This window comes from Streptomyces bohaiensis, from assembly GCF_012033785.1.
In the GTDB taxonomy this organism is placed as follows: Bacteria; Actinomycetota; Actinomycetes; order Streptomycetales; family Streptomycetaceae; genus Streptomyces; species Streptomyces bohaiensis.
In genome coordinates, this window is record NZ_JAAVJC010000001.1 from 87,301 (window position 1) to 100,193 (window position 12,893).

At 74.2% G+C, this 12,893-nt stretch carries 10 protein-coding genes; 4 read left to right on the plus strand and 6 right to left on the minus strand.

The annotated features are described in order from the left end of the window. Positions 1 to 65 precede the first annotated feature (65 nt). Genes HCN52_RS00375 through HCN52_RS00385 form a run of 3 tightly spaced genes read left to right on the plus strand, consistent with a single transcriptional unit; the run spans position 66 to position 3,289 of the window. A complete protein-coding gene (locus tag HCN52_RS00375) occupies positions 66 to 737 on the plus strand; it encodes an amino acid ABC transporter permease (RefSeq protein WP_168086284.1) in 672 nt (223 codons plus the stop codon). Further along, on the plus strand, positions 734 to 1,669 hold the full coding sequence (locus HCN52_RS00380; RefSeq protein WP_168086285.1) for an amino acid ABC transporter permease: 936 nt from the start codon (positions 734 to 736) through the stop codon (positions 1,667 to 1,669). The genes HCN52_RS00375 and HCN52_RS00380 overlap by 4 nt, the downstream gene beginning before the upstream one ends. 36 nt (positions 1,670 to 1,705) lie before the next feature. Then, positions 1,706 to 3,289, plus strand: coding sequence for an FAD-dependent monooxygenase (locus HCN52_RS00385; RefSeq protein ID WP_168086286.1), 1,584 nt, complete (start codon positions 1,706 to 1,708; stop codon positions 3,287 to 3,289). Positions 3,290 to 3,751: 462 nt separating this feature from the next. Here HCN52_RS00385 and recX read toward each other — a convergent pair whose 3' ends face one another. The 5 genes from recX to HCN52_RS00410 form a co-directional block, all read right to left on the minus strand. Further along, positions 3,752 to 4,369, minus strand: coding sequence for a recombination regulator RecX (gene recX, locus HCN52_RS00390; protein WP_168086287.1), 618 nt, complete (start codon positions 4,367 to 4,369; stop codon positions 3,752 to 3,754). Positions 4,370 to 4,372: 3 nt separating this feature from the next. After that, complete coding sequence (recA, locus tag HCN52_RS00395; RefSeq protein WP_168086288.1) at positions 4,373 to 5,503, minus strand: recombinase RecA; 1,131 nt, start codon at positions 5,501 to 5,503, stop codon at positions 4,373 to 4,375. Between the two features lie 293 nt (positions 5,504 to 5,796). Then, positions 5,797 to 5,991, minus strand: a complete 195-nt coding sequence (locus tag HCN52_RS00400) for a DUF3046 domain-containing protein (protein ID WP_167934992.1) — start codon at positions 5,989 to 5,991, stop codon at positions 5,797 to 5,799. A gap of 96 nt (positions 5,992 to 6,087) precedes the next feature. Further along, positions 6,088 to 6,399 carry an AzlD domain-containing protein gene (locus tag HCN52_RS00405; RefSeq protein ID WP_168086289.1) on the minus strand — a complete coding sequence of 104 codons (312 nt, stop codon included), beginning with the start codon at positions 6,397 to 6,399 and terminating at the stop codon, positions 6,088 to 6,090. After that, on the minus strand, positions 6,396 to 7,268 hold the full coding sequence (locus HCN52_RS00410; RefSeq protein WP_312876463.1) for an AzlC family ABC transporter permease: 873 nt from the start codon (positions 7,266 to 7,268) through the stop codon (positions 6,396 to 6,398). Before HCN52_RS00410 ends, HCN52_RS00405 begins: the two co-directional genes overlap by 4 nt. Before the next feature lie 175 nt (positions 7,269 to 7,443). Here HCN52_RS00410 and HCN52_RS00415 point away from each other — a divergent pair, with 175 nt between their 5' ends. Beyond that, entirely contained in the window at positions 7,444 to 12,123 is a 4,680-nt protein-coding gene (locus HCN52_RS00415; protein ID WP_168086290.1) for an ATP-dependent helicase, read from the plus strand. A 300-nt stretch (positions 12,124 to 12,423) separates the two neighbouring features. On the opposite strand, the gene HCN52_RS00420 is transcribed toward HCN52_RS00415, so the two are convergent. Continuing rightward, positions 12,424 to 12,804: a helix-turn-helix domain-containing protein gene (locus HCN52_RS00420; protein ID WP_168086291.1), complete on the minus strand. Its 381-nt coding sequence runs from the start codon at positions 12,802 to 12,804 to the stop codon at positions 12,424 to 12,426. Positions 12,805 to 12,893 lie beyond the last annotated feature (89 nt).

The following is a 12,893-nucleotide window of genomic DNA, read 5'->3' on the forward strand; positions in this document are numbered from 1 at the left end:
CCCCCCCCCCCCCCCCCCCCCCCGCCACCCTTTTCTGTCCGTCACGGCGAGAATTCGAGACCTACGTGTTCGACTTCCTTGATCTACAGCGGTACGACCTGTTCGGGGCCTTCTGGGTCACCGCGCAGCTCGCGATCTTCTCCGCCATCGGGTCGCTCATCCTCGGCACCATCCTGGCCGGCATGCGCGTCAGCCCGGTGCCCCTCATGCGCGTCTTCGGCACCGGCTACGTGAACATCGTCCGGAACACCCCGCTGACCGTCATCATCCTCTTCACCTCCCTGGGCCTGTTCCAGACGCTGGGCATCGCGATGGGAGGGGACACCTTCACGGAGACGAACTTCCGACTCGCCGTGCTCGGTCTCACCGCCTACACCGCCGCGTTCGTCTGCGAGGCGCTGCGGTCCGGCATCAACACCGTGCCCGTCGGCCAGGCCGAAGCGGCCCGCGCCCTCGGGCTGAGCTTCACCCAGGTCCTGCGGCTGGTGGTCCTCCCCCAGGCGTTCCGCTCGGTGGTCGCCCCGCTGGCCAACGTGCTCATCGCCCTCACCAAGAACACCACGGTCGCCGCGGCGATCGGCGTAGCCGAGGCCGCGCTCCTGATGAAGACCATGATCGAGAACGAGGCACAGGTGTTCCTGATCGGCGGCATCTTCGCCCTCGGATTCATTCTCCTGACCCTGCCGACCGGGCTGCTGCTCGGCTGGGTGAGCAAGCGCGTGGCGGTGAAGCGATGAGCAACCTCTCCGTTCTCTATGACGCCCCCGGCCCCAAGGCCAAGGCGCGGAACGTCCTCTACACCGTGCTGTTCCTGATCGGGTTCGCCGCCCTGGTGTGGTGGGTCCTGGCCGCAATGGCGGACAAGGGCCAGCTGGACGCCAACAAGTGGAGCCCGTTCGTCACCGACTCCCGGGTCTGGACGACGTTCCTGCTGCCGGCGCTCGGCAACACCCTCAAGGCCGCGGCGCTGTCGATCATCATCGCCCTGCCGCTCGGCGCCGCCCTCGGCATCGGCCGCATGTCGGACCACCGGTGGGTCCGCGTCCCCAGCGCCGCAGTCATCGAGTTCTTCCGTGCCATCCCGGTGCTGCTGCTCATGCTGTTCGCGAGCGCCGTCTACGTCGAGTTCACCAACATCAGCTCCGACATGCGCCCGCTCTACGCGGTCGTCACCGGCCTGGTGCTGTACAACGCCTCGGTCATCGCCGAGGTGGTCCGCGCGGGCATCCTGTCGCTGCCGCGCGGCCAGAAGGACGCGGCGCAGGCCATCGGCATGCGCAAGGGCCAGATGATGACCCAGGTGCTGCTGCCGCAGTCGGTCACCCTGATGCTGCCGGCACTGGTCAGCCAGCTGGTCGTCGTCGTCAAGGACACCGCCCTGGGCGGCGTCATGCTCAACTTCGACGAGCTGCTGCGTTCGGTCCGCACGATCAGCGCCAACTACGGCGCGAACACCATCGCGGCGTTCACCGTGGTCGCACTGATCTTCATCGTGCTGAACTTCCTGCTCACCTCCGCCGCCACCTGGCTGGAGCGCACCATCCGCCGGGGCAAGCGCACCGCCGGCGCGGTGGTCACCGCGGACCCGCACGACCAGATGGAGGCCCAGCCGGCGACGGCACCGGCCGCCGAGGCCGGGGACCCCCCGGCCCCAACCGGCAAGGACTGACTTGACGGTTGATCACCTGCTGGGTTGCATACTCCTGTGCTGCCCGTGATCATCGTCGGCGCGGGCCCGACAGGGCTCGCGCTGGCGCTTGCCCTGGCCCGCCAGGGCGTCCCCAGCCATGTGCTCGAACCAGGTGACGGGCGGGTCGACCAACGACCCGCCCGCAGCTGTGTGCTGCCGCCGGACGTCGCGCACTGGGCGGACCTCCCCGGGGCCGCCGACCGGGCGACCATCTGGCGGGCCTGGCGCACCACGCTGCGCGGGCGCACCCGCGACCACGTGGAGTACCCCGTGGGCCAGGCGCCCACGCACCTGCCGTTGGACGCGCTGGAGCACGCCCTGCGCCTGGCCGCGGCCGGCAGGCGGCTCATCAGGATCGAGCACCGCTCCCGGCTCAGCGGCGTCGAGCAGACCGAGCACTCCGTGACCGCCTACGTGTACCGCGGGGACCGGGGCGCCGGCGCCGGTCGCGAGGAGAAGGTCACCGGCAGCCACCTCGTGGGGTGCGACGGCGCACGCTCCACCGTCCGCAAGCTGCTGCGGGTGCCCTTCGCCGGACGCACCTCGGTGGAACGGCACGCCGTGGCGGCCCTGCTGGCCGACCTGCCGGATGCCGGGACGGCGTCGCTCCACCGAGCGCTCCCCGCGGCGCACGGGCCGGTCGAGGAGGTGGTGGTCCGCCCGCTCGGCGAACGGCGCTGGCGCCTGGACTGGCCGCTCCCGGCGGGCGAGGAACTCGTCACCCCGGAAGCACTGCTGGACCTGGTCAACCGGACGCTGGCGGCGTGGCACGACGGGGAGATCCCGCCCTACGACCTGCTCGACACCGGCGTGTACCTCTGCCACCAGCGGCTCGCCCGCCACTGGCGGGCCGGGCGGGTCTTCCTCGCCGGCGACGCCGCCCACCTGCTGGGCGCCCTGGGCACCCAGCAGACCGCCGAGGGGCTGCGCGACGCGGACAACCTCGCCTGGAAGCTCGCCCTGGACTGGCACCACGGTGATGCGGGCCCGCTGCTGGACACCTACGAGCGGGAGCGGCGCGGTGCCGTCGGCGCCCGGCTGCGCGCGGTGGACCAGGCCCTGCCACTGGTGCGGGGCCGGGGAGGCATCGGCGCGCTGCTGCCCGGGCGGGAGCACAGCAGGTTGACGCTGCTGGGGGACGCGCCGCTGGGACGCGGGGCGCTCGGCGAGCCGGGCATCTATCCGCAGCCCCGGTCACGCCACGCGGTGGGGGTGGAGACCGAGCCGGGCGACCTCGTCGACGACATCCCGGTCACCGCGCTCAACGGCGCCCGCGGGCGTCTCCACGACCTGCTCGGCGGGCCGCACCTGCTGGTGCTGACCGCTCCGGGAGCGGGGGTCTGGGACGCCCGGCACTGGCTGTCCGCCGGACTCATGCCGGAGCTGGCCGGTGTGGTGAAACGACTGCCGGTCGAGGCCGACCTGCTGGTGACCGACAGCTACCCGGGCGCCCCCGCCCATACGCTGCTCGTGGTGCGGCCCGACGGCCGGCTGGCCGCCGCTCTGCCCGGCTCGGCCGTATCGGAACTGGTGCGCTACGCGCAGACGTTGCGGGGGCCGGAGCCCGAGCAGTCCCCTGCGGTGACCGGGCGGAACTGATCGCCCGTGCCGCTCCGCGGCAGGCCGCCGCACCGCGGTGACTCCGCGCAGCGGAGAGACGGGGCCGCTACCGGCACCGTGGCGTCACGTCCATGACGACGCGCGGGGACGGGCGAACCGCCGGGAGCGACGCGGCCCGCGGCCGCCCCCCTGGCCGGCGGACACGCGTCGACCGGTGCGCCGGGAGCGACGGGACATGCCCGCGTCCTCAGCGGTCGGTGCGGCAGGGCAGCCCCGCGTCCTCTCGACCGACCGACACGTCCCACCCCGTCGCGGCCATCGGCGGCCGACCCTCCGCCCGGCCGACCCTCCGCCGGTCGGCCGCACCGCGTCCCTGGCCGCGCCTGCTCGGTCCACCGGGCCGCGGGAGAAGCAGCGGCGCCGTCTCCCCCGCCCACCGGACCGGCTCGGCCCGTCTCTCCCGCGCGGCCCCGCCTCGCGACTGCGGCGCGGCCGGCCGGGTCAGTCGGTGGGAAGGTGCCGATCGAGTTCCTCCGGGTCCTCGCCCTCCGCCTCCAGCGCCTCACGCACCACCCGCAGCGCCAGCCCCTCGGGGTAGCCGCGGCGGGCGAGCATCCCGGCCAACCGGCGGACCCGCCGCTGGCGGTCGAGCCCCCTGGTCGCATGCATCTTCCGCTCGACGAGAGCCCGCGCGGTCTCCTCCTCCTGCTCGGGGTCGAGCCGCGCGACGGCCTCGTCGATCACTGCGGGTTCCACTCCCTTGGTGCGCAGCTCCCGTGCGAGCGCACGCCGGGCGAGACCGCGCCCGTGGTGCCGGGAGTCCACCCAGGCGCCGGCGAACGCGGCGTCGTCGATGAGACCGACCTCCTCGAAGCGCGAGAGCACTGCCTCGATCGCTTCCTCGGGGATCTCACGGCGCCGCAGGGCGGTGGCCAACTGGCTCCGGGTGCGTGGGGTCCCGGTCAGCAACCGCAGGCAGATGGCCCGCGCCTGCTCCACCGGGTCCTTGGAGCGACCGCCCCCCGACCGGTCGTCCCCACCCTCGGAAGCGGGGTCGCCCTCGGTGCCGTGTCGACGCTGCGCACGGCGGCCTCTCCCCGCGCCCGCTTGGAACGGCACAGGTCAGCTCTTGGCCGCTGCGGACTTGGCCGTCTTGGTGGCCTTGGCCGGTGCGGCTGCCGTCGCCGGGGCGGGAACCGACGGCGCGGTGGTTGCCGCCGCGTCTGCACCCGGCTCCGGCGCGGGCGCCTCGGCCTTCGGGCCGATGCCGAGCTTCTCCTTGATCTTCTTCTCGATCTCGTTGGCGAGGTCGGGGTTGTCCCGCAGGAAGTTGCGGGCGTTCTCCTTGCCCTGCCCGAGCTGGTCGCCCTCGTAGGTGTACCAGGCGCCCGACTTCCGAATGAAGCCGTGCTCCACGCCCATGTCGATGAGGCCGCCCTCCCGGCTGATGCCGATGCCGTAGAGGATGTCGAACTCCGCCTGCTTGAACGGCGGGGCGACCTTGTTCTTGACCACCTTGACGCGGGTGCGGTTGCCGACCGCGTCGGTGCCGTCCTTGAGGGTCTCGATCCGGCGGATGTCCAGGCGGACCGAGGCGTAGAACTTCAGCGCCCGACCACCGGTGGTGGTCTCCGGGGAGCCGAACATGACGCCGACCTTCTCACGGAGCTGGTTGATGAAGATCGCGGTCGTCTTCGACTGGTGCAGGGCACCGGTGATCTTTCGGAGCGCCTGGCTCATCAGGCGGGCCTGCAGACCGACGTGGGAGTCGCCCATCTCGCCCTCGATCTCCGCACGCGGCACCAGGGCGGCGACGGAGTCGATCACGATGAGGTCCAGCGCGCCCGACCGGATCAGCATGTCGACGATCTCCAGCGCCTGCTCCCCGTTGTCGGGCTGGGAGAGGATGAGCTGATCGATGTCGACGCCGAGATTGCGGGCGTACTCGGGGTCGAGCGCGTGCTCGGCGTCCACGAAGGCGACCGTGCCGCCGGCGCGCTGCGCGTTGGCGACGGCGTGGAGGGTGAGGGTCGTCTTGCCGGAGGACTCGGGGCCGTAGACCTCGACCACCCGGCCGCGCGGGAGGCCGCCGACGCCGAGGGCGACGTCCAGGGCGGTGGAGCCGGTGGCAATGACCTCGATGGGCTCGTTGCTCCGATCGCCCATGCGCATCACGGCGCCCTTGCCGAACTGTCGTTCAATCTGCGCGAGGGCGGTGTCCAACGCCTTCTCGCGGTCCGTACCTGCTGCCATGGGTGCCACCGGTTTCTGATTCGTTCGCTTCACGTCCACCGACGCTAGCTGCTGCCACTGACAAACGCGTCCGACCGCCGGCCACGACGGACCGACACCCTTCATAAGAATGCGTGTTCGATTTTCCTGTCAAGTGGCACCCCACCCCTGGGGACAACTGAAAACAGCAGGTCAGACGGCACATGCCACCCGCTGTGGAAAACTTCCTCACCCGAAGGGATGAGCTCAGGACGCATCCGCCCCGCTCCGGAGTGGCGCGGCCCACCCGTCCGCGTCGGCCGCGCCGTCCCCGCTCACCGCCGCTCGGGCGGGACCTCCATCGCCACGCAGACCGCCCGCCACACCGTCTTGGCGTCCCAACCGGCGTCGAGCGCCTCGTGCACCGTCCGCCCGCCGAGCTCCGACATCACGTGGTCCCGCGCGAACGTGTCCGCGTACCCGCTGCCGAAGTGCTCCGCCATCCGCCGCCAGAAGTCCGTCAACCGCATGGCCCCAGTATCGCGCCCCCGCGCCGCTCCCCGACCGCCGAGGGCCGGGACGTGGGTCGGACCGGCAGTGGAGCGGGCGGCCGAAGGACCGCCCGCTCAGCCGCCGAACGCGCGGGCAGCCGCCGTCCCCACCACCGCGACCGCGATGACCAGCAGGAAGGGTGCCCGGAGCAGCAGCGCGACGGCCGCCGCGGCCAACCCGACCGCACGGGCGTCGACGGTGAGTTCGCCGGTCCCGCCGCCGAAGGTCTGCAGGGCGGTGAGCGCGGCGAGCAGTGCCACCGGCAGCAGCACGGCCAACCGGCGGACGAGCGGCTTCTCCAGCATCTCCGCCGGTACAGAGAGCCCCAGCAGTTTGACCAGGTAGCACCCGGCCGCCGTCAGCCCGATCGCGAGCCACACGGTCATCGTCCCGCCTCCCCGCGGCTCCCGGACCCGGCCTCCGGGCTCTCGGGCTCCGGACCCTCCTGCTCCGCCGTCGCGGCACCGGCACGCCGGGCCCGGAAGCCCGACACCAACAGCACGAGCGGCGCTGCCGCGGCCGCCGCCAGCACCGGCACCCCCGCCGGAAGGAACGGCACACAGGCCACGGCCAACAGGACCGCCAGCATCGCGGTGGCCCGCTCCCGGACGCCGTCGAGCATGGGGGCCAGCAGCGCCAGGAAGACGGCCGGCCCCGCCGCGTCCAGGCCCCATGCCCTCGGGTCGCCGAGCGCACCGGCGCCCAGGGCACCCAGCAGCGTGGTGAGGTTCCACAGCACGTAGAGCGTGACACCCGTGACGGCGAACCCCGTCCGGGCGGCCCTGGGGTCGGCCTGGGCCAGGGCGACGGCCGAGGTCTCGTCGATCACCCAGTGCGCCGCCAGCGGCCGCACGCCGCCCCGCAGGCGGAGGAGTCCGGCGAGCCGCAGTCCGTAGAAGGCGTTGCGGGCGCCGAGGAAGAAGGCGCCCGCCGCTGCCGTGAAGGGGTTGCCGCCGGCGGCGAGTGCACCGACCAGTGCGAACTGCGACGCGCCGGTGAAGACGAGGAGGCTCAGCGCACAGGCCTGGAGCACGGAGAGCCCGGCACCGGCCGCGGTCACGCCGAACGCGAAACCGGAGAGCCCGACCGCGACACCGACACCGAGCCCGTCGCGGACCGCGGTCCGTCGCGCTTCACTGCGGGCCGGCTCCGCGGGCGGGGCCCCGTCGGTCGCGAAGGGCGGGTGCCGCGGGTCGGTGGCGGCCCGGGGGCCCCGCCGCGGGGCCGTCGGCACGGGTGGTTCCTGCGCTGTCACGGCCTCACGGTAGTCCCGTGCGCCCCTCCGGCCCCGGGCCGTCCTCCTGGTGGACGCCCCGCGCCGACGCCCCGCGCCGACTCGCCGCGCCCTCGGCGCCCCGGCCGCACGGGACCGCCGGCCGGTGCGGCGCCGTCGCCACGCCGGTGTCGGTGGCAGGGTGCACGATGGTCGCATGACCGATCGCGCCACCGCGGTGCCCCAGCACTTCTCACCGGCCGTGCGGGCCTGGTTCTCGGGGGCCTTCGACGCGCCCACCGCAGCCCAGGCCGGCGCCTGGGAGGCCATCGCGGCGGAGTCGGACGCACTGGTGGTGGCCCCCACCGGGTCCGGCAAGACTCTCGCCGCGTTCCTGGCCGCCCTCGACCGGCTCTCCTCGGTGCCACCGCCCGCCGAGCCGGAGAAACGCTGCCGCGTGCTGTACGTCTCGCCGCTGAAGGCCCTGGCGGTGGACGTGGAGCGCAACCTCCGATCCCCGCTGACCGGGATCCGGCAGGAGTCCGTCCGGCTCGGCCTTCCGGAGCCCGAGATCCGCGTGGGCATCCGCTCGGGCGACACTCCGGCGGCCGACCGACGGACGATGGCACGGCGGCCCCCGGACATCCTCATCACGACGCCCGAGTCGCTGTTCCTCATGCTGACCTCCGCCGCCCGGTCGGCGCTCGCCGGCGTGGAGACCGTCATCGTCGACGAGGTGCACGCCGTCGCGGGGACGAAGCGGGGCGCCCACCTCGCCCTCACCCTGGAACGGCTGGACGAACTGCTCCCGCGTCCGGCCCGGCGCATCGGCCTCTCCGCGACGGTCCGTCCGGTGGAGGAGGTGGCCCGCTTCCTGTCACCACGGCGCGGAGCGCGGGTGGTGCAGCCGCCGTCGGGCAAGGAGTTCCGCCTCTCGGTGGAGGTGCCGGTCCCCGACATGAGCGAGCTGGGCGGGTCGCGGCTGCCGGAGGCCGCGGACGACCCCGCGGACCCGAGCGCCGCCGACCGACCGTCGATCTGGCCGTCCGTGGAGGAGCGGATCGTCGATCTCGTCAGCGCCCACCGCTCCACCATCGTCTTCGTCAACTCCCGGCGGCTCGCGGAGCGGCTCTGCAACCGCCTCAACGAGATCGCGTACGAACGCGAGACCGGCGAGGCGCTGCCCGAGGAGCACGGCCCCGCCGAGCTGATGGGCGGCTCCGGTGCGGGCGTGCCAGCACCGGCGGTCCTGGCACGCGCCCACCACGGCTCGGTGTCCAAGGAGCAGCGGGCGCAGGTCGAGGAGGAGCTCAAGGCCGGCAGGCTGCCCGCCGTCGTCGCCACCTCCAGCCTGGAGCTGGGTATCGACATGGGCGCCGTCGACCTGGTGATCCAGGTGGAGTCGCCGCCCTCGGTCGCGTCGGGACTCCAGCGGGTGGGGCGCGCCGGCCATCAGGTGGGCGCCGTCTCCTCGGGGGTCGTGCTCCCGAAGTACCGGGGCGACCTGGTGCAGTCGGCGGTGGTGACGGAGCGGATGCGCTCGGGCGGTATCGAGGCGCTGCGGGTCCCCGCCAACCCGCTGGACGTCCTGGCGCAGCAGCTGGTCGCCATGACGGCGATGGACAGCTGGGACGTCGACGAACTGCTGCTCCTGACGCGGCGCGCGGCGCCGTTCGCCTCGCTCCCGGAGTCCGCCTACCACGGGGTGCTGGACATGCTGGCGGGACGTTACCCGTCGGACGCCTTCGCCGAGCTGCGCCCCCGGCTGGTCTGGGACCGGGTGGCCAACACCGTGACCGGCCGCCCCGGGGCGCAGCGGCTCGCGGTCACCTCGGGCGGCACCATCCCCGACCGCGGGCTGTTCGGCGTCTTCCTGGCCGGGGAGGCCGGGCCGCGCGGCGGCGGCCGCCGGGTCGGCGAGCTGGACGAGGAGATGGTCTACGAGTCCCGGGTGGGCGACGTGTTCACCCTGGGCACCACCTCCTGGCGGATCGAGGACATCACCCGGGACCAGGTGCTGGTCTCCCCCGCGCCGGGGGTACCCGGCCGACTGCCGTTCTGGAAGGGCGACCAACTGGGTCGGCCGCTCGAACTGGGCCGGGCGCTCGGCGCGTTCCTGCGCGAGGTCGGAGCGCTCCCCGCCGAGGACGCGCGCCGCCGCCTGACCGCGGCCGGCCTCGACGAGTGGGCCGTGGACAACCTCCTCGCCTATCTCGTCGAGCAGCGGGAGGCGTGCGGTCACATCCCCGACGACCGGACGATCGTGGTCGAGCGGTTCCGCGACGAGCTCGGCGACTGGCGGGTGGTGGTGCACTCCCCCTTCGGCGCGCAGGTGCACGCGCCGTGGGCGGTCGCCCTGGGCGCGCGGCTCAGCGAGCGCTACGGGCTGGACGCCCAGGTGCTGCACGCCGACGACGGTCTGGTGCTGCGACTGCCCGACGCCGACCTGCTCGGCATGGAGGACGGCGACGGCGCCCTGCCGGACGCCGCAGGGGACGAGGCACCGCTCGGCGCGGAGGACGTGCTCTTCGGTGCGGAGGAGATCGAGCAGGTCGTCACCGACCAGGTGGGCGGCTCCGCGCTCTTCGCCGCGCGGTTCCGCGAGTGCGCGGCGCGCGCCCTGCTGCTGCCGCGTCGCAGCCCCGGGCGGCGTACACCGCTGTGGCAGCAGCGGCAGCGGGCGCATCAGCTGCTGTCGGTCGCAAGCGAGTTCGGGTCGTTCCCCATCGTGCTGGAGGCGGTCCGCGAGTGCCTCCAGGACGTGTTCGACCTCCCGGGACTGCGCGAGCTGATGGCCGACGTCGAGTCACGCCGGGTCCGCACGGTGGAGGTGACCACCCGGGAGCCCTCGCCGTTCGCACGGTCGCTGCTGTTCGGCTACGTCGCCCAGTACCTCTACGAGGGCGACTCGCCCCTGGCGGAGCGGCGGGCAGCGGCCCTGTCGCTGGACTCGCGGCTGCTGTCGGAGCTGCTGGGACAGGCGGAGCTCCGGGAACTGCTCGACGCGGACGTCCTCGTCGAACTGGAGCGGGAGCTGCAGTGGCTGGCGCAGGATCGCCGGGTCAAGGACGTGGAGGGGGTCGCCGACGTCCTGCGGGTGCTCGGGCCGTTGACCGACGAGGAGTTGACGGAGCGGGGCGCCCGCCCGGAGTGGGCCGCGGAGCTGGGGGCGGCCCGCCGGGCGATCAGGGTGCGGATCGGGGGCCGGGAGCACTGGGCGGCGATCGAGGACGCCGGCCGGCTGCGGGACGCCCTCGGGGCGGCGCTGCCGGTGGGTGTCCCGGAGGCGTTCACCGAGCCCGTCGCCGAGCCGCTGGTGGACCTGCTCGCGAGGTTCGCGCGGACCCACGGCCCGTTCACCACCTCCGAGGCGGCGCTGCGGTTCGGGCTGGGGCGCGCGGTCGCCGAGGGTGCGCTGGCGGGGATGACCGCCTCGGGGCGACTGGTGCGTGGCGCCTTCCACCCCGCACGCCCCGAGGGGGACGCCGGTCAGGAGTGGTGCGACCCCGCGGTACTGCGCCGCCTGCGGCGCCGGTCGCTGGCCGCGCTGCGGGAGGAGCTGGAGCCCGTTCCCCCGGCCGCGCTCGCCGAGTTCCTGCCGCAGTGGCAGCACGTCGCGGCCGCATCGGGCGACGGCGGGCTGCGGGGTCTGGACGGCCTGGTCCGGGCCGTCGAGCAGTTGCAGGGCGCACCGGTGCCGGCCTCGGCTCTGGAGCGTCTGGTGCTGCCCGCGCGGGTCCGCGGGTACGCCCCCGCGATGCTGGACGAGCTGATGGTGTCGGGTGAGGTGGTGTGGGCGGGGGCGGGGGCGCTGGCGGGCAAGGACGGCTGGGTCTCGTTGTTCCCGGCGGACACCGCGCCGCACCTGCTGCACGATCCCCGCCCGCTGGAGCTGACCGAGGCGCACCGGGCGGTGCTCGACGCGCTGGAGGGCGGCTACGGCCTGTTCTTCCGCGACATCGCCGCCCGGGTGAGCGCCGCCGGCGTGACGGCGAACGACGCCGCGCTGGCCGAGGTCGTCTGGGAACTGGCGTGGTCCGGGCGGTTGACCAACGACACCCTGGGGCCGCTGCGCTCGTTGCTGGGTTCGGGGCGGACGGCGGGCGCCACAGCGCACCGGGCGCGCCGGTCGCCACCGCGCGCCCGCTACGGCGGGCGGGGCGGCGTCCCGGGCGCGGGGCGCACCGCCTCCCGGACGGGACCGCCGACCGTCGGTGGCCGCTGGTCGCTGCTTCCCCCCGTGATCGCCGACCCCACGGTCCGGGCCCACGCGCTCGCGCACACCCTGTTGGACCGGCACGGCGTCGTCACCCGGGGCGCCGTCGCCGCCGAGGGGGTGGAGGGCGGTTTCTCCGCGGCCTACCGGGTGCTGTCCGCCTTCGAGGACAGCGGCCGGGCGCGCCGCGGCTACGTGGTGGAGGGCCTGGGGGCCGCGCAGTTCGCGGTGGAGGGCGCGGTGGACCGGCTCCGGGCGGTCAACAACGTGCGGGAGCGCGGCGAGCTGCGCCAGGTGACGGAGCCCGTGCTCCTGGCGGCCGCCGACCCGGCGAACGCGTTCGGGGCGGCGCTGCCGTGGCCGGAGCCGCCGCCCGGCGTCACGCAGAAGCCGGGGCGCAAGGCGGGGGCGCTGGTGGTACTGAACGCCGGGCGACCGGCACTGTACGTGGAGCGCGGCGGTCGCACCCTGCTCGCCTGGCCGGCGGAAGGCGACGAGGACGGCGACTCGCTCCGCGCACCGGTCCGGGCGGTCGCGGACGCCGCACGGCGCGGGCTGCTGGGGACGGTCACGGTGGAGCGGGTCAACGGCTCCTCGGTGCTGGGCGACCCGATGTGGTCGCGGTTGCTGGAGGAGGCGGGCTTCCACCCGACCCCTCGTGGGCTGCGGATGCGCCCCTGAGCGCGTGTGGCAGACCGCACGTCGGATCGTCTCGCGGCCTCGGACGGGTCAGCCGTACGACGGAGGGGCGCCCTCGTGCGGGGTCGCGTGCCGGCGTTCCCCGACCACGCAGCAGCGGGCCGGCGCCGGCGTCGCGGGCCCGGCGGGGGTCTCACGCCCGCTCTGAGCCCGGCCCGCGCCCGAGGGAACGCCCGCGCCGGAGGGAACGGCGCAAGGGCCCGGCCGCAGCCCGTGAGCTGCGGCCGGGCCCTCCCGGTACTGGTTCGGCGACGGTCCTCGTCGCGGCGGCGGCCGACGGCCTCAGGCCGCGAAGACGTCCACGGCCTCCGCCGGTGCCTTGATGGTGACGCGCTCCTCCGGGCGACCGGTGACCGACGTGACCCGGAGCGGGTTCAGCATCGGGCGCATCGGCGGCGGAACGGCGTCGCTGGCGGCGGACTGGGCCAGTTCGGCGAGCGCCAGCTCGTCGCTGACCTCACGCAGCAGCTCGGACATCCGCACGTCCAGCGCATCGCAGATCGCGGCCAGCAACTCGGACGAGGCCTCCTTCTGTCCGCGTTCCACCTCGGAGAGGTAGCCGAGCGAAACCCGGGCGGACGAGGAGACCTCACGCAGAGTGCGGCCCTGACGTTGGCGCTGCCGACGCAGCACGTCACCTTGCAGGCGACGGAGCAGGATCATCGGTGGCTCCCTCCTCGGACCGTTGGCCTCGCTACGTTCATGCCCAACCGTACCGCTTCGGACTCCCGACGCGACGGGAAGCCCTTCGT

What these genes read in the sequence shown, in the direction of transcription:
- HCN52_RS00400 (WP_167934992.1), bottom strand. Translation starts at nt 5,991, where the DNA reads ATGCGGTTGACGGACTTCTGGCGGCGGATGGCGGAGCACTTCGGCAGC.
- recA (WP_168086288.1), bottom strand. Translation starts at nt 5,503, where the DNA reads ATGGCAGCAGGTACGGACCGCGAGAAGGCGTTGGACACCGCCCTCGCG.
- HCN52_RS00415 (WP_168086290.1), top strand. Translation starts at nt 7,444, where the DNA reads ATGACCGATCGCGCCACCGCGGTGCCCCAGCACTTCTCACCGGCCGTG.
- HCN52_RS00420 (WP_168086291.1), bottom strand. Translation starts at nt 12,804, where the DNA reads ATGATCCTGCTCCGTCGCCTGCAAGGTGACGTGCTGCGTCGGCAGCGC.
- HCN52_RS00380 (WP_168086285.1), top strand. Translation starts at nt 734, where the DNA reads ATGAGCAACCTCTCCGTTCTCTATGACGCCCCCGGCCCCAAGGCCAAG.
- HCN52_RS00405 (WP_168086289.1), bottom strand. Translation starts at nt 6,399, where the DNA reads ATGACCGTGTGGCTCGCGATCGGGCTGACGGCGGCCGGGTGCTACCTG.